This is a genomic window from Amycolatopsis sp. NPDC049688, assembly GCF_040674975.1.
Classification (GTDB): domain Bacteria; phylum Actinomycetota; class Actinomycetes; order Mycobacteriales; family Pseudonocardiaceae; genus Amycolatopsis.
This window is the reverse complement of the sequence record NZ_JBFANY010000004.1, coordinates 673,320-689,047: the sequence shown is the minus strand read 5'-3', so window position 1 is coordinate 689,047 and position 15,728 is coordinate 673,320. Positions and strand designations below refer to the sequence as shown.

The window sequence follows — 15,728 nt, the reverse complement described above, 5'->3', positions numbered from 1 at the left end:
GGGTGGCGAGCCGGGATGCCCGGCTCGCCACCCGGTCCTGCCGCAGCCGGCTCGTGAGGGGTAAGGCGAGTCTGACCGCCTTGCCCCTCACGACCGCTCAGCCGCGGGGCAGCGACTCCACCCCGGCCAGCAGCCTGTCCACGTCCTCCTCCGTGGTGTACGGCGCGATTCCCGCCCGCACCGCCCCCGTGTCGCCCAGCCCCAGATGCCGCGAACACTCGATCGCGTAGAAACTTCCCGCCGGCGCATTCACCCCCACCGCACCGAGGTGCTCGTACACCGCCTGCGACGGCACCCCGTCCACCGAGAACAACACCGTCGGCGTCCGGCGCCGCTCCGGCGCCCCGTACCGCGTCACGCCCGGCAGCGAAGCCAGACCACCGTCGAGGCGCGCCAGCAACGCGTCTTCGTGCGCCTCCAACCCCGCCATCGACGCCTCCAGCCGGGCGCGCCGGGACCCCGTCCCCGGCACCAGCCCCGCGAGGAAGTCGATCGCCGCGGTCGTGCCCGCCAGCAGCTCGTACGGCAACGTGCCCAGCTCGAACCGCTCCGGGACCGCGTCGGTCGACGGCAGCAGCTTGTCCGGGTGCAGTGTCTCCAGCAACGCCGGCGCCGCCGCGAGCACGCCGAGGTGCGGCCCGAGGAACTTGTACGGCGAGCACGCGTAGAAATCCGCCCCCAGCTCCCCGGCCGACACCGACGCGTGCGGGGTCAGGTGGACGCCGTCGACGTACAGCAGCGCGCCCGCGTCGTGGACCTCCGCCGCGATCGCCGGGATGTCCGGGCGCGTGCCCAGGAGGTTCGACGCCGCGGTCACCGCGACCAGCCGCGTCCGCTCCGACAGCAGCGGGCCGATCGGGTCGAGTTCGCCGGTCGCCGGGTCGAAGCCCGCCCAGCGCACCTTCGCCCCGGTCTGCACCCAGGGCCGGATGTTCGCGTCGTGGTCGAGGCGGGTGACCACGACTTCGTCGTCCGGGCCCCAGTTCCGGGCCAGCGTGCGGGAGAGGTCGTACGTCAGCTGGGTCATGCTGCGGCCGAAGACCACGCCGGCCGGGTCGGCGGCGAGCAGGTCGGCGACCGCCTGGCGGGCCTCGGCGACCACCGCGCTCGCCCGGCGCTCGGCCGCCGTGACGACACCGCGGTTGGCGATCGCCGCGCACAGCGTGCCGGCCACCGCCGCCCCGACGACGTCGGGGACCTGGGAGCCGCCGGGGCCGTCGAAGTGCGCGGCGTCGAGGGCGGGGAAGTGGTCGCGGATCTTCCACACGTCGTAGGTCACCGCGCCAGCATGCCTCAGGATCTCCGCAGCGGAGCGGCCGCGGTGACGGGCAGCTGCGGCGGCGCCGCCACCGGCCGCCGGACCGGCGCGGGCGGCCGCAGGTGCCGGCGCAGCCGCTGGGTCGGCTTTTCGATGTAATTCCAGGACAGCTGGCCGACGACGTAGGCGGCCGGCACCGCGAGCAGGATCAGCAGCCACACCTGCCGCACGCCAGCGAGGATGAGCAGCTGCTGGATCGGGAAGCCCCAGATGTAGGTGCCGTAGCTGCCGTAGACGTACGGGGCGGCCGCCTCCAGCCTCCGCGGCCAGTGCGTGGCCAGGGTGATCGCGCCGTACGCCGCGCTGAGCGCCAGCGCGTACCGGCTCGCCGGCGTCTGGCTCAGCCCGAGGTACGCCCCGAACAGCACCAGCGCCACCCACGGCTTGAGCGGGATCCGGTCGCGGTAGGCGTGCAGCACCACGCCGATCACGAACGGCACGAGGAACGACACCGTCGACCCGATCGGCACGACCAGCAGCGACCCGCCCGCGCCGTGGTACTCGAACGTCGCCCGCAGCACGCTGTCGGTGTAGACCATGCCGCCCAGGACGAGGACCAGGAACCAGCGCGGCACCCCGATCAGCACGATCACCCCGGCCACCAGGACCAGCCCGTAGCCGAGCAGCTCCATCGGCAGCGTCCAGAGCGCGCCGTTCACCGAGAACGGGTACGGGTTCGCCGCGAACACGCCGGGCAGGTCGTGCTGCATGTAGAACAGCACGGTCGTGCCGACCAGGTAGCGCCAGGTCTGGATGTGCGTCCAGTAGGCGTGCGCCGGCCACGTCGTCACCAGCGGGCCGATCACGAACACCGTCACCAGCAGCACCACGACCAGCGGCGGCATGATCCGCAGCAGCCGCCGCGCGGCGAACCGCCACCACGACGGGTCGCGCGCCCAGCTGTCCTGGATCTGGTAGCCGCTCATCGCGAAGAAGCCCATCAGCGCGATGTACCCCGGCGACATGTGCCAGGCCGCGGGGAAGACCGTCAGCCGCTGCGGGTGCAACAGCGGCATGCTGTGGTCGACGATCACCGTGATCGCGCCGATCATCCTCAGCCACGCGAAGCCGGTGTTGGGGTTGGCGTGAATTTTTGACGAGGTCGGCACGGAACGGGATGCTAGCCCATCCGGTTGTGCCCGCTGCCCCGAACGGCGGCGAAACTCAGCGTCCGCGGTTGCGCGGGTGCTCCCGCGCCCGGCGTTCGTTGCCGTGCTTGTAGTTTCCGGTCACGCGGGCCATGAGCAGCTGCTGGTCGTCGCCGCGCGCCACCGCGGCCAGGAACCGGGCGGCGGCGGCCCCGCGCAGCGTGCCGGCGGGACGGCCGTGGTGGGTGATGGTCACCGTGCCGCGCTCGTCGCGGTAGGCGAAGCCGTCCGGAGTTCCCATGCGCCCAGGGTGACACGGGCGGCAAGCACATTTCGGGGGTTTCCCGGATGGTGCCGCGAGCGGGACCCGACAGAATGCGGGGAGTGACCGGAGGGGGAGCAGGGGTGCGGGGCAAACTGGGGAACAAGTACGTGCTGCTCGGGGCGCAGCTGCTCGTGCTGGTGGCGTTGCTCGTGTCGTACAACGGCGGCCGGTGGCGGTTCCCGGCCTACCGGGTCGACCTGGACGTCTACCGGCTGGGCTCGGCGGCCCTGCTGCACGGCCAGGCGCTGTACGGCACGCTGCCGCCCACCGGCGACGGCCAGTCGCTGCTGTTCACCTACCCGCCGTTCGCGGCGATCGTGCTCTCGCCCCTGTCCCTGCTTCCGTACTGGGCGGCGTGCCTCGCGCTCACCCTGCTCACGCTGGGGTTGCTGGCCCTGGTCCTGGTGACGGTGCTGCGGGCGTTCGGGGCGCGGTGCGACTGGCGGCGCGTCGGAGTTCTCCTGCTGGCCGCCGAGGTCCTGGAGCCGGTGCTGCGCACGTTCTACGCCGGCCAGATCGACCTGCTGCTGCTGGCGCTGGTCGTGCTGGACGTCCTGGTCGACACCCCGCGGTGGCCGCGCGGCCTGCTGATCGGCCTCGCCGCCGCGGTGAAGCTGACCCCGGCGGTGTTCCTGCTGTACTTCCTGCTGCGCCGGGACACCCGGGCCGCGGCCACCGCCGCCGTGACGTTCCTGGCCGCGACGGCGCTGGGCTTCCTGCTCGCCGGCGCGGATTCGGTGCGGTACTGGACCGGTGCGCTGTGGGACACCGGCCGCGTCGGCGAGCCGACCTACGCCGGCGACCAGTCGCTGCTGGGCCTGCTCGCCCGGGCCGGGGTGCCGCCGCAGGCGCGGACGGCGTGGTGGCTGCCGCTGGTGGCGGTGGTGCTCGTGCTGACGGCTTGGGGGATGCGCCGCGCGCTGGCCGCGGGGGAGAGGACCGTCGCGCTCGGCCTCAACGCCCTCGGCGGGCTGCTGGTCTCGCCGATCTCCTGGACCCACCACTGGGTGTGGGCGGTGGTCGTCCTGCTCGGCTGGGCGGAACTGGCCCGCCGGACCCGCCGGCGGGGACCGGCGGCACTGGCCGGGGCAGGGGCGGTGCTGTTCGCCGCCGGGCCGCAGTGGTGGTGGCCGCGCGGGGGCGAGGTGGAACGGCACTGGACCTTCGCCCAGCAGCTCACCGGCAACGGCTATGTCCTTTTCGGACTCGCGGTGCTGGTCGCGGCGCTGCTCGTGCGGTTCACGCCACGGGACGACGTCTTCAGCGGCGCGGTGCCGGCCCGCGCCGGAGCCAGCCCCCACCGAAGATGAGCATGGCGGTCCCGAGGGCCAGGTCCAGGCAGATCCCCGCGGTGTTCAGCGGCAGCGCGTCGGTGATGGCGTCCGGCAGCGGGAGCAGGCCCGCGAGCCCGGCCACGGCGTAGCAGGCGCCGGCGGCCACCAGGAACCGGGCGGCCCAGCGCGGCGAGCGGGTGCAGAACACCGCGGCGGCGCCGGTCAGCAGGTGCACCAGCGTCCACGGCCCGGACACGGCCAGCCCGCCGAACAGCAGGCGCGGACCACCGCCGGCGGCCGCGCCCGTCATCAGCTCCAGCGCGGCGAGCACGAGGAACAGCAGGCCGATCAGCATGCCCATGCCCTGGACGGGGGCGGGGCCCCGCCGTGGCACCCGGGCCTCGGGTTCGGTGGCCGTCATGCTTTCGGGGTTCCCCGCGCGGCTCCTTTTAATGCACCACATCAGGGGTATCCGGCACGAACGCCGACTGCTGAGCAGGAGTGAGACGATGACCGAGTACCGCCACACCGCGACCGCCGACATCCCCGCCGATGAGCTGTTCGCTTTCCTGAGCCACCCCGAGAACCTGCCGCGCTACTTCCCGGAAATGAAGGTCGCCGAGCCGCAGGGCGGGGACAGCGTCCACGTCGAGGCCGAGGTGCACGGCAACCGCGTCGCCAGCGAAGCGTGGCTGCACACCGACCCGGGCACCCGGTCGCTGAAGTGGGGCGCCGAGGGCCCCGACGACTACCACGGCGAACTGCGCATCCGCGAAGACGGCCCGGCGACCTCGGAAATCACCGTCACGCTGCACAGCGTCCGCGAGGCCGACGGCGACGAGGTCCAGCAGGGCCTCGAGCGCACGATCGCCGCGATGACCCACGCCGCCTCCGCCGACGCCGACGTCGAGGCGGCCGAAGGCCACGGCGGCTGGAGCTCCTACGACGACAAGAAGGACTCGTCGAGCTGAGGAGGGAACGGCCCGTAGGCGTTGGCGCGCGCCCCGCGGGTGCGCACGGCGGGCACGGCGAACAGGTACTTGAGCAGCTTCGGGGGCGCGGTGCCGCGGCCGCGGGCCCGGGCGGCGGCCGCCCGCCGCTCCACCCGCACCTGGTCGGCCTGCACCCGCTCGATCGCCCGGATCCGGTCGGCCTGGACCCCGGCGAGGTCAGCCGGGGTGACGCCGCCGCGGCGGAAGGCGGGGATCAGCCGGTTGGCCGCGGCGACGGCGTCCTGGACCGCCATCAGGATGCCGTTGCCGCCGACCGGCGAGATGACGTGCGCGGCGTCGCCGAGCAGCAGCAGGCCGGGCCGGTGCCAGCGGTCCACGCGGGAGATGTCCACCGACAGCAGCGTCGTCTGCGAGAAGTCCGCCAGCAGGTGCGCCCGGTCGGCCAGCCACGGCACGCGCTCGCGCACGAACGCCCGGATCGGCTCGACCCCGCGCTCGCGCAACGCCGGGTAGGAGCCCTTTTCGAGGCTGTACCCCACCTGCCAGTCGCGGACGCCGCCGAGGACACCCACGTAGGCGTCGCGCCCGAAGTAGAGGTCGAGGTCGGCGTCGGGCGGGTCGCCGGGGGAGCGGGGCAGCCGGAACCAGAGCAGGTCGGTGGTGGCGCCGAGGGACCGGGCTTCGAGCCCGGCGAGCCGGCGGACGGTGGAGAACCGGCCGTCGGCCCCGACGACGACGGACGTGGTGAGTTCTCCGCCGCGGTACCGGACGCCGGTGACCGTGCCGTCGCCGGCTTCGAGCAGCCCGGTGACCTTGGCGTTGGTGCGCAGGGTGAACGCCGGCAGGGCGCTCGCCCGCTCGGCGAGGAAGTCGAGGAACCGCACCTGGGGCATCAGGGCGATGTAGGCGAACGGTGTGCGGAGCCGGTCGTAGTCGGCGGCGCGGTAGACGCCGTCCGGGGTGTGGAACCGGAACGAGCGCGCCTTGAAGTGGTCGAGCCGCAGCAGGCCGGTGGCCAGGCCGAGCCGGTCGAGCAGTTCGAGGGTGTAGGGGTGCAGGGAGTCGCCGCGGAAGTCGCGGTCGAAGTCCGACCGGGCTTCGAGCACCGTGACCTCGATCCCGGCGCGGGCGAGCAGGTAGCCGAGCAGCAGGCCGCCGGGCCCGCCGCCCGCGATCGCGACGCTCACGAGTCCACAGTGGACAGGCGGAACACGGCCATGCCCGGCAGGTGCCCGAGGATCTGTTCGACCGTGGCGTCCTGGGGGACCGGGAACGCCCGGATCGCCCACGGGACCGACATCGCGGCCAGGTAGGCGGCGACCACCGCGGCCGCCTCCGCTCCGCCGGCCGGTTCGGCACGGCGGTCCTCGCGGCGGCCGCCGGACAGCAGCGTGCACTCCGGCGCGGCCAGGAGGTTCTCCACCCAGTCGCGGTCGCGGACCGGGGAGACGAGGTACTGGCCGCCGTCGTGGGCGACGACGGCCAGCGGCACGCGCCGCGGTTCGCCGCTCCGGCGGCCCCGGGTCTCGACGACCCGCAGCGCATACCCACCTTCGGGTGGTGCTTCGGCGGGTGCGTCGATCAGTTTCGCGGTCATTTCGGCGTTCATCGCTCGGACGTCCACGCGCTCCACGGTAGCAAAACTAGCTAGTTTGTCTAGCTACCTTAGAATGCCCCGGTGGAAGACCGTCCCGTCGCGCTCCGGGTGAACCTCGCCCTGCGGGAGCTGCTCGCGCTCGCCCACGACGTCCAGGTCGCGCTGGCCCGGCGCCTGGGCCTCGGGGCGACCGACGTGCAGGCCCTGCAGCACCTGGCCACCGGCACGCCGATGGGCACCGTCGACCTCGCGCACGCGCTGAAGATCCGGTCGGCGTCGGCCACCGTCCTGGTCGACCGCCTGGAGGCCGCCGGCCACGTCCGCCGCGACCCGCACCCCCGCGACGGCCGGCGGGTCACCCTCGTCGTGAGCGAAGCGGCGCGCGTCGAGGTCCGGGCCGCGCTGGCCCCGCTCGTCGACGCCATCACCCGGTTGACGGACGGCTTGCCGCCGGGGCAGGCGGAGGTGGTGGCGCAGTTCCTCGGCGACACCACGGAGATCCTCCGGGCGTACGCTGCGGAGCCGCCGGAAGCGGGTTAGCGTTCCGCGCATGCGAGACGAGCCCGCGCTGTGGCTGTTCGCCGACCAGCTCGGGCCGCACTTCCACAGCACGCCCGGCCACCGTGATCGTGCCGTGCTGCTGATCCGCTCGGCCGCGGCGTTCGGCGCGAAACCGTTCCACCGCCAGAAGCTGCACCTGGTCCAGGCCGCGCTGTACCGGCTCGCGGCCGACCTCGGCGACCGCGTCACCCTGATCGACGCCCCGGACTACCGCACCGGCCTCCGCCGCTTCGGGCGGCCGGTGGTCGTGCACGAGCCGGCGTCGCACGCGGCCGACGCCTTCGTCCGGCGGCTACGCGACGAAGGCGTCGTCACGGAAATCCTGCCCACGCCCGGGTTCATCTTGTCCAAAGAGGACTTCGCGGCCTGGGCCGCCGGGCGCACGCGGTTCGTCATGGAGGACTTCTACCGCGACCAGCGCCGGAAGTTCGGCGTGCTGCTCGAAGCCGACGGCGAACCCGAAGGCGGGCACTGGAACTACGACCACGACAACCGCCGGCCGCCGCCGAAGACCGTCCGGCTCGACGTCCCGGCACCGTGGCACCCGCGGGAGAACGAGATCGACCACCGGGTCCGCGCCGAACTCGACGCGGCCGGACGCGCGGGGGAGATTCACCCGGTCGGTGTGGACGGCCCGCGCCGGTTCGCCGTCGGGCACGACGAGGCGAAGCGGGCGCTGCGCCGCGGACGCTGGACGCCGACGCGGTCGAGGCGGCGTGCCTGCGCACCGCATTGGCCGGGGTCCGCGACCGCGGCTACGCCCACCACATCGAACGCCTCATGGTGCTCGGCAACCACGGGCTCCAGCGCGGCTACGACCCGGCCGCGCTGACCCGCTGGTTCGCCACCGCGTTCGTCGACGGGTTCCCCTGGGTGATGCCGGCGAACGTGATCGGCATGAGCCAGTACGCGGACGGCGGGATGGTGGCCACCAAGCCGTACGCGGCCGGGGGCGCCTACATCGACCGGATGAGCGATCACTGCCCGGGCTGCGTGTTCGACCCGAAGAAACGGACCGGCCCGGACGCGTGCCCGTTCACGGCGGGCTACTGGGCGTTCCTGGACCGGAACGCCGAACGGCTGCGGGGCAACCACCGGATGCGTCAACCACTGCGCGGCCTGGAACGGCTCGCGGACCGGGCCGAGGTCGTCGCCCGGGAAGCCGCCCGCGAGCACTTCTGATCGTATAACGGCCTATACGTCCGCGGACGATCGATATCAACGCGGCAGCCAGGAACAACCCGGCAGCGACGGCCGCAGCGGCCTGCACACTCACCATGCAGGCCGCCCGCGCCGCCGCGAGGAGCTCAGTGGCCTGCGCCAGGCCTTGCGAGGCCGCCTCCGCCTGGGCCGGGCCGGCCGCCGCCAGCTGCTCCGCCGCGTCCGGGACGCCGGGCGGCACCACCAGGTGCGCCGCGTAGACGGCCGCGGCCAGCGAGCCGAACGCCGTCGTGCCGAGGCCCGCGCCCAGCTCGTAGCCGGTTTTCTCGACCGCGGCCGCGCCACCCGCGCGGTCGGCGGGCGCGGCCGACAGCAGCGTGTCCGTGCTCGACGTCAGCGCGAGCGCCATGCCGAAACCCGACCCCACCAGGGCCACCCCGAGCCACCACGGTGACGTCAATGCGCCCGCCGCAGGAAGGGCGAGGGAGACCGCGGCGAGCGCGAACCCCGCTGCGCGGACTCCCGCGTTGCCGAACCGCCCCAGCAGGGCCGGGGCGACGACGCTGCCCACCGCCGACGCCCCCAGCACGAGCAGCAGCCGCGCCGCCGCGGCCGTCGGGGAGAGGCCGAGCACCACCTGCAGGTACTGCGCGAGCAGCAGGCCGAGCCCGACGAGCGTGCTCATCACCAGCAGGACCCCGCCGATCGCGCCCGGTACGCCCGGCCGCCGGAACAGCGCCAGATCCAGCAGCGGCGTCGCCGACCGCCGCTGGCGGCGCACGAACAGGACGAGGAGAACGCCGCCGGCCAGGCCCGCCGCCGAGCCGCCCCCCGACGGCCCGACGGCGAAGGCGATCCCGAGCACGCCGCCCGCGGCGAGCCCGGCGCTGAGGGCGTCCCACGGCCCGCGCTGCGGTGGCGTGCGCGGCAGCCACCGCAGCGCCGCCGCCACCGCGGCGAGGATCACCGGCGGGTTGACCAGGAACGTCGCCCGCCAGCCCCACGTCTCGACGAGGAGCCCGCCGAGCACCGGACCGAACACCGAACCGGCCCCGGCGATGCCGCTGCACACCGCGATCGCCGTGCGCCGCCGCTGCCGGTCGGGAAACACTTCGCGCAGCAGCGACATCGTCACCGGCATGATCAGGGCACCGCCGACGCCGAGGGCGGCCCGGCCGGCGAGCAGGGCCGGCACGTTCGGCGCGAGCGCACAGGCCAGCGACGCCAGCCCGAACACCGCGTAGCCGGTGACGAGCACCCGGCGCCGCCCGAAGCGGTCGCCGAGCGTGCCCGACGGAAGCAGCAGCGGCGCCGCGGTGAGCGGGTAGATCGCCACGATCCACACCTGGGCGGCCGCGCCGGGCCGCAGCTGCCGGACGACGTCGGGCAGTGCGACGTGCAGCACGGTGGCGTCCACCGCGACCAGGAGCAGCCCGGCGCCGAGTACGGCCAGCAGCGGCCACGCCCGGATCCCGGTCACGGCCACAGCAGCCCCGCCAGGTGCCGCGCGACGACGTCGACGTGCGGCGGGTCGACCACCGACAGGTGGTGCGCGGGCACCGGCACGATCTCCAGCCGCGGGCACAGGTCCGCCCAGCCGGCCGCGAGGTCGGTGCGGGAGTACCGCGGTTCCATCGCGAGCCCGGCCGCGTACGGCTCGGTCGCCCGGTAGAGCACCACCCGCCCGGCGTAGGGCCGCGGTGTCCCGCGTTCGGCCGCCAGCGTGTCCTCGAAGGACTGCTGCTGGTGGCGCAGCACGCCCGGGCTCAGCAGCCCGGCCTCGGCGACCCGGCGCATGGTGAGCTCGATCTGCTCTTCTTCGGGCAGGAGCGCGAGTTCGTCGTGGCCGAGCCGGACGGTCCGGCCGTAGGTGCCTTCGACGTAGCCGGTGAAACGCAGGAACCGCCGGGCCGACGACGCGCGCGGGTCGAGGTCCGGTTCCGGCAGCGGCAGCATCGTGTCGATCAGCGCGACGAGCTCGACCGGTTCGCCTTCGTCCGCGAGCCGCGCGGCGACGCCGTAGGCGAGGGCGCCGCCGAACGACCAGCCGGCGAGCCGGTAGGGCCCGTGCGGCCGGCGCGCCCGGACCAGGGGCAGCAGCCGGTCGACGCGCTCCTCGATGCTCGCCCCCGGCACCCGTTCGAAGCCGACGCAGGGCACCCCGGCGGGCAGCCGGTCCAGCAGGGGCCGGTAGACGGTGCAGGTGCTGCCGCCGGGGTGGAACAGCAGCAGGGGCGCGGTCCCGGCGTCACCCGCCTTGAGCACGTGCACGGGCCCGCGTTCTTCGCGCGTGTCGAGGACCGCCCGTGCCACGTCGGCGATGGCGGCGAGGGAGTCGTGCGCCAGCAGCTCGGCCGGGTCGATCGGGGTGCCGAGCTCGGCGGTGAGCCCGTCGGCGAGCAGCCGGGCCAGGTGCTCCGAGCCGGCCAGCCGGACGTGCGGGCCGGCCGCTTCGGCACCGGTGTGCTCGCGCCACAGCCGCAGGACGAGCCGGTCGGCGGCGTCCCAGGCCCGGCCGCGGGGCGCGAGGTCGCGGTTGAGGTCGGCGAGGGTGGCCCCGCGCAGGACGGCGGCGGTGTCGGGCTCGGTGCCCAGTTCCCGGCGGACGGCTTCGCGGATCCGGTTCGCCATCAGGGAGTCCAGCCCGAGGTCGACCAGCGGGGTGGCGGGGTCGAGGCGGTCGGGGGAGAGCCCCATGATGGCGGCGACGATCTCGGTGAGCCGGCCGGCCCCCGCGGCAGGAGCCGGCGTCGTGGCGGGCCGGGGCTGTTCGGGGCGTGGCCCGGTTTCGGTGTACCAGTGCCGTTCGTGGCGCCAGGGCATCGGCGGGACGTCGGCGAGCCGCGCGCCGTCGTCCGGCCCGGCGAGGGTGATCCGGGTGCCGGCGCAGTACAGCGTCGCCGCGGCCGCGCCGAACGCGTGGACCTCGTCCTGGCCGCGGCGCACGGTGCCGGTCACGACGGCGTCGGCGATCCCGGCGGCTTCGAGCGTCCGGCTGAGCGAGCCCCGCAGGATCGGGTGCGGGGACACCTCGGCGAACACGCGGTGCCCGTCCGCGGCCGCGGCGGTGACGGCCTGCCGGAACCGCACCGGGCGGCGCAGGTGGGCGGCCCAGTACCCGGCGTCGAAGTCCGGCAGCTCGCGCGGATCGGTCAGGACGGTGTCGTACCAGGGCACCAGCGGCCGGCGCCCGCCGAGCTCGGCGAGCGCGTCCCGCAGGGCACCGAGGACGGGCTCGACCCCGGCCGAATGCCCGGCGACGCCGACCGGCAGCCGCCGCGCGCTCCGCCCGGCGGCGGTGAGCTCCGCGACGAGCCCGTCCAGGACGGCCGCCTCCCCGGCGACGGTCAGCTGTCCCGGCGCGGAGTCGACGGCGAGCTGGACACCCGGGTGGCGGGCGAGGTCGCCGGGGCTCAGCTCGACGGCGGCCATCGCGCCGCCGTCCCCGAGGGTGCCGAGCAGCCGGGCCCGGGTGGCGACCAGGTGGACGGCCTCGTCGGCGGTCAGTGCCCCGGACACGACGGCGGCGGCCGCGGACCCGAGCGAGTGCCCGAGGACGGCGGCGGGCCGGACGCCGAACGCCTCCCACCGCGTGGCGAGCGCGACCTGCATCCCGAAGATGGCGAGCTGGGTCTCGGCGAGGTCGTGGGGGCCGCCGGTGAGCAGGGCGCGCAGGGAGCGTCCGGTGTGTTCGGTGAAGGGATCCCCGAGCTTGTCGACCTGCGCGGCGAACGCGGGTTCGGCGGCGAGGAGGCGGCGGCCCATCCCGGGCCATTGCGAACCGTGCCCGGAGAAGACGAACACGGGCCCTTCCCCGGCCACGGCGGTGCCGGTGACGGCCCCGGCGGGCAGCGGATCACGGCCGGCGGCGACGGCCCGCAGCAGTTCGGCGAGCTCACTGTGCCCGGCGGCGACGAGGGCGGCGCGGTGCGGATCGCCGTTGTCGCGCCGGTGGAGGGTGTGGGCGACGTCGGCGAGCGGGCTGCACCGGCCGGTGGGGGAGTCGACCCAGGCGGCCAGCTGCGCGGCCCGTTCGGCGAGCCGGTCGCGGGTGCGGGCGGACAGGACGGTGATCCGGACTCCGGCGTCCGGCAGTGTCGCCGCTTCGCGGCCGGTGCCGTTCGCGCGAGGTTCGCCGCCCGCCGTCTTTGCGGTCCGGGCGCCGGATGACCGCCGGTGCTCACCGGGCGCCCGGCGGCCGTACTCCACCTCGCCCGCGTCCCGGCAGGGCGTCCCGGTCGCCGGTTCCTCGAGGACCACGTGCGCGTTCGTCCCGCCGAACCCGAAGGCCGACACGCCGGCGATCGCCCGGCCGGCGTGCCGCGGCCACGGCGTCGCCTCCGTGACCACCTTCAACCGCAGCTCGTCGAACGAGATGTGCGGGTTCGGGGCGGTGAAGTGCAGCTGCGGGGGCAGGCAACCGTGCTTCATCGCCAGGACCACCTTGATCAGCCCGGCGATGCCCGCCGCGGCCTCCGCGTGCGCGATGTTCGTCTTCACCGAGCCGATCAGCAGCGGTGCGCCCGGCCCGCGGCCCGCGCCCAGCACCGCGCCGAGCGCGCGGGCCTCGATCGGGTCGCCCAGCAGCGTTCCGGTGCCGTGCGCCTCCACGTAGTCCACAGTGGACGGGTCGAGTCCGCGGTACGCCTCGCGCAGCATCGCCTGCTGGGCCACGGGGTTCGGGGCCGCCAGGCCGTTCGAGCGGCCGTCGGAGTTGACCGCCGACGCCCGGATCACCGCGAGCACCCGGTCGCCGTCGTATTCGGCGTCCGCCAGCCGCTTGAGGACCACGACGCCGCAGCCCTCGGCGCGCGCGATGCCGTCGGCGGCCGCCGAGAACGTCTTGCAGCGGCCGTCGCCCGCGAGCAGCCCGGCCGCCGCGAAGGCCGCCGTCGGGCCCGGCAGCAGCATCAGGTTGACGCCCGCCGCCAGGGCCAGGTCCGCGTCGCCGTCGCGCAGCGCGCGCACCGCGTGGTGCACCGCCACCAGCGAGGACGAGCACGCCGTGTCCACCGCCATGCTCGGGCCGCGCAGGTCGTAGACGTACGACAGCCGGTTCGCCGCGATGCTGCCCGCCGCGCCCGTCGCCGTCCACAGGTCCGGTTCGCCGCCGGTCATCGTCAGGTGGCCGTAGTCGTGGGTGGCGATCCCGGTGAACACCCCGGTCCGGCTCCCGCGTAGGGACGTGGGCGCGATCCCGGCGTCTTCCAGCGCCGCCCAGGCGACCTCCAGGAGCATCCGCTGCTGCGGGTCCATCGTCGCCGCTTCGCGCGGGGTGATGCCGAAGTGCCCGGCGTCGAAGCCGGCGACGTCGTCGAGGAAGCCACCCAGCACCGGCGCCACGTCGGCGTCCCACCGTCCCGGCGGCGCGGTCCCGACGGCGTCCCGCCCGCCGCGCACGAGTTCCCAGAACTCGCCGGGCCCGTCCGCGCCCGGGAACCGGCAGCCGACGCCGACCACCGCGACGGGATCGGTCCGGCGGCGGTCCGTGCTCCGCGGGACGTCCGGCTCTTCGGTGCCGGTCAGGCTGCGGACGAGGTGGTCGATGGTCGGGCTTTCCCAGAGCAGCGTCGCGGGCAGCCGCCGGCCGAGCCGCTCCTCGAGGTCCGCGGCGATCCCGACGGCCTGGCGGGAGGACAGGCCGTAGTCGCCGAGCGGGTGGTGCGGCTCGGGCCGGAGGCCGGTGTGCTCGGCGACGGTGTCCAGGAGCCAGCGGCACAGGGTGTCGGTCGTCGGGTCGCTCATCGCGCCAGTGCCTTTCCGTAGTCGCCGGCGAGGTAGCGGTCGCGGCAGGCGGCGCGCGCGATCTTGCCGCTGGAGGTGCGCGGGACCCGCCCGGGCGGGACGAGCAGCACGTCCCGCAGCGCGAGGCCGTGGGCGTCGGAGACCAGCCGCCGGATCGCGGCGGCGAGCGCGCGCTCCGCCGGTTCGGCCAGGTCCGCGTGGGTGCGGTGCTCGGCGACCACGACGACGGCTTCGGTGTCGGCGCCCTCGACGGCGAAGGCGGCGACGCTGCCGGGGCGGATGGCGCGGTCGGCCGACGCGGCGGTCGCCTCGACGTCCTGGGGGTAGTGGTTGCGCCCGTCGACGATGATCAGGTCCTTGATCCGGCCCGCGATGTAGAGCTCGCCGCCGTACCGGACACCCAGGTCGCCGGTCCGCAGCCACGGCCCTTCCGGGCGGCCATCAGCCAGCCGCGCGCCGAAGGTTTCCGTGCTTTCCAAGGGTTTCTGCCAGTACCCTTCGCCGACGTTGGGCCCGTGCACCCAGATTTCGCCGACCGAGCCGTCCGGGAGCGCGACGGCGGTTCCCGGGTCGACGAGGGCGACGAGCTGGCCCGCCGGGGCGCCGCAGGCGACCAGCCGGACGCCGTCGGCGGCCGGCCGCGCGGTGCCGGTGGCGAGGGCGTCGCGATCGAACGTCGTCACGCGCGGGACCGCGGCCGGGCCGGTGGTGACGAAGACGGTCGCCTCGGCCAGGCCGTACGCCGGGCGGGTCATCTCCGGCCGGTACCCGGCGGCGGCGAAGGCGGTGTGGAACCGGTCGAGGACGTCCGGGTTGATCGGCTCGGCGCCGTTGACGATCGCGGCGACGCGGCCGAGCCGCAGCCGGGCACGGTCGTCGTCGCGGATCCGGCTCGCGCAGTAGTGGAAGGCGAAGTTCGGGGCCGCGCTCCAGCTGCCGGCGTGGTCGCCGAGCAGTTCCAGCCAGCGGACCGGCCGTTCGATGAAGGCCAGCGGATCCATCAGCACCGAGCGCAACCCCAGCGCGAGCGGCGTGATCAAGCCGAGGACCAAGCCCATGTCGTGGAACAGCGGCAGCCACGACACCGTGGTGGCGGCCGTGGGGTCGAGGCCGAGGCCCTGCACCGCCTGGGCGACGTTGGCGAGCACGTTCGCGTGGGTCAGCACCACCCCGGCCGGGCTGCGGGTCGAGCCGGAGGTGTACTGCAGGTAAGCGACGTCGTCCGGAGCCGCCTGCGGGGCGGGCCACGACCGGGCCGGGCCGGGGCGGTCGGCCGCGACCACGGGGGTGTCGCCGCCGAGGAACCGCTCGACCGCCGGCTGCGCGGCGGTGTTCGTGACGGCGGCGGCGGGTTCGCAGTCGGCGAGGACCGCCGCGAGGCGTCCCGCGTGGCCGGGCAGGCCCGGGTCGAACAGCGGCACCGCGATGGCACCCGCGGCGATCGCGGCCAGGAAGCCGACGACGTAGTCCGGACCCTGCGGCGCAAGCACGGCGACGCGGTCGCCCGGCGACACGGGCAACGCGGCCGCGGCGGCGTCGACGCGCTCGGCCAGCTGCCGCCAGCTGAGGGTGCGCCGCCGTCCGGCGGGGTCGGTGGCGAAGTCGGCGAAGGTCAGGGCGGGGGCGTCGGGGGTGGTCGCCGCCCAGTGGCGCAGGCAGGCGGTCAGGGTGCCGCCGGCCGGGATGGCGTGGGACATCGGGTTTCT

At 75.1% G+C, this 15,728-nt stretch carries 13 protein-coding genes; 4 read left to right on the top strand and 9 right to left on the bottom strand.

Annotation, left to right across the window (positions count from 1 at the left end; genetic code table 11):
- Positions 1-97: 97 nt before the first annotated feature.
- The 3 genes from AB0J55_RS18555 to AB0J55_RS18545 are packed head-to-tail and all read right to left on the bottom strand — an operon-like array spanning position 98 to position 2,707.
- Positions 98-1,279: a cysteine desulfurase-like protein gene (locus tag AB0J55_RS18555; RefSeq protein WP_364249347.1), complete on the bottom strand. Its 1,182-nt coding sequence runs from the start codon at positions 1,277-1,279 to the stop codon at positions 98-100.
- Positions 1,280-1,293: 14 nt separating this feature from the next.
- Positions 1,294-2,427 carry an acyltransferase gene (locus AB0J55_RS18550; RefSeq protein WP_364249345.1) on the bottom strand — a complete coding sequence of 378 codons (1,134 nt, stop codon included), beginning with the start codon at positions 2,425-2,427 and terminating at the stop codon, positions 1,294-1,296.
- Between the two features lie 55 nt (positions 2,428-2,482).
- Positions 2,483-2,707 (bottom strand): hypothetical protein, encoded by a 225-nt coding sequence (locus AB0J55_RS18545; protein ID WP_103354194.1) that lies wholly within the window; start codon positions 2,705-2,707, stop codon positions 2,483-2,485.
- A 104-nt stretch (positions 2,708-2,811) separates the two neighbouring features.
- Here AB0J55_RS18545 and AB0J55_RS18540 point away from each other — a divergent pair, with 104 nt between their 5' ends.
- On the top strand, positions 2,812-4,041 hold the full coding sequence (locus tag AB0J55_RS18540) for a glycosyltransferase 87 family protein (protein WP_364249343.1): 1,230 nt from the start codon (positions 2,812-2,814) through the stop codon (positions 4,039-4,041).
- On the opposite strand, the gene AB0J55_RS18535 is transcribed toward AB0J55_RS18540, so the two are convergent.
- Entirely contained in the window at positions 3,992-4,426 is a 435-nt protein-coding gene (locus AB0J55_RS18535) for a DUF4383 domain-containing protein (protein WP_364249341.1), read from the bottom strand. The two genes, AB0J55_RS18540 and AB0J55_RS18535, sit on opposite strands and share 50 nt — an antisense overlap.
- Before the next feature lie 88 nt (positions 4,427-4,514).
- Between AB0J55_RS18535 and AB0J55_RS18530 the strand changes: the two genes are divergently transcribed.
- Positions 4,515-4,976: an SRPBCC family protein gene (locus AB0J55_RS18530; RefSeq protein WP_364249339.1), complete on the top strand. Its 462-nt coding sequence runs from the start codon at positions 4,515-4,517 to the stop codon at positions 4,974-4,976.
- Here the strand turns inward: AB0J55_RS18530 and AB0J55_RS18525 are convergent.
- Positions 4,946-6,145 (bottom strand): FAD-dependent oxidoreductase, encoded by a 1,200-nt coding sequence (locus tag AB0J55_RS18525; protein ID WP_364249337.1) that lies wholly within the window; start codon positions 6,143-6,145, stop codon positions 4,946-4,948. The two genes, AB0J55_RS18530 and AB0J55_RS18525, sit on opposite strands and share 31 nt — an antisense overlap.
- A complete protein-coding gene (locus AB0J55_RS18520) occupies positions 6,142-6,582 on the bottom strand; it encodes a nitroreductase family deazaflavin-dependent oxidoreductase (protein WP_364249335.1) in 441 nt (146 codons plus the stop codon). Before AB0J55_RS18520 ends, AB0J55_RS18525 begins: the two co-directional genes overlap by 4 nt.
- Positions 6,583-6,636: 54 nt before the next feature.
- Between AB0J55_RS18520 and AB0J55_RS18515 the strand changes: the two genes are divergently transcribed.
- Complete coding sequence (locus AB0J55_RS18515; RefSeq protein ID WP_364249333.1) at positions 6,637-7,095, top strand: MarR family winged helix-turn-helix transcriptional regulator; 459 nt, start codon at positions 6,637-6,639, stop codon at positions 7,093-7,095.
- 10 nt (positions 7,096-7,105) lie between these two features.
- Positions 7,106-7,948 carry a cryptochrome/photolyase family protein gene (locus tag AB0J55_RS18510; RefSeq protein WP_364249331.1) on the top strand — a complete coding sequence of 281 codons (843 nt, stop codon included), beginning with the start codon at positions 7,106-7,108 and terminating at the stop codon, positions 7,946-7,948.
- Positions 7,949-8,152: 204 nt separating this feature from the next.
- Here AB0J55_RS18510 and AB0J55_RS18505 read toward each other — a convergent pair whose 3' ends face one another.
- The 3 genes from AB0J55_RS18505 to AB0J55_RS18495 are packed head-to-tail and all read right to left on the bottom strand — an operon-like array spanning position 8,153 to position 15,719.
- A complete protein-coding gene (locus AB0J55_RS18505; RefSeq protein ID WP_364249329.1) occupies positions 8,153-9,763 on the bottom strand; it encodes an MFS transporter in 1,611 nt (536 codons plus the stop codon).
- On the bottom strand, positions 9,754-14,022 hold the full coding sequence (locus AB0J55_RS18500; protein ID WP_364249327.1) for a beta-ketoacyl synthase N-terminal-like domain-containing protein: 4,269 nt from the start codon (positions 14,020-14,022) through the stop codon (positions 9,754-9,756). Before AB0J55_RS18500 ends, AB0J55_RS18505 begins: the two co-directional genes overlap by 10 nt.
- The gene (locus AB0J55_RS18495; protein WP_364249325.1) at positions 14,019-15,719 is read right to left on the bottom strand and encodes a fatty acyl-AMP ligase; all 1,701 of its coding nucleotides are present in this window, start codon (positions 15,717-15,719) and stop codon (positions 14,019-14,021) included. The genes AB0J55_RS18500 and AB0J55_RS18495 overlap by 4 nt, the downstream gene beginning before the upstream one ends.
- Positions 15,720-15,728: the final 9 nt, after the last annotated feature.

Bases quoted from the DNA above. Each gene is read 5' to 3' on its own strand.
- AB0J55_RS18535 (WP_364249341.1), bottom strand. From the start codon at position 4,426: ATGACGGCCACCGAACCCGAGGCCCGGGTGCCACGGCGGGGCCCCGCC.
- AB0J55_RS18530 (WP_364249339.1), top strand. From the start codon at position 4,515: ATGACCGAGTACCGCCACACCGCGACCGCCGACATCCCCGCCGATGAG.
- AB0J55_RS18500 (WP_364249327.1), bottom strand. From the start codon at position 14,022: ATGAGCGACCCGACGACCGACACCCTGTGCCGCTGGCTCCTGGACACC.
- AB0J55_RS18495 (WP_364249325.1), bottom strand. From the start codon at position 15,719: ATGTCCCACGCCATCCCGGCCGGCGGCACCCTGACCGCCTGCCTGCGC.
- AB0J55_RS18545 (WP_103354194.1), bottom strand. From the start codon at position 2,707: ATGGGAACTCCGGACGGCTTCGCCTACCGCGACGAGCGCGGCACGGTG.
- AB0J55_RS18510 (WP_364249331.1), top strand. From the start codon at position 7,106: ATGCGAGACGAGCCCGCGCTGTGGCTGTTCGCCGACCAGCTCGGGCCG.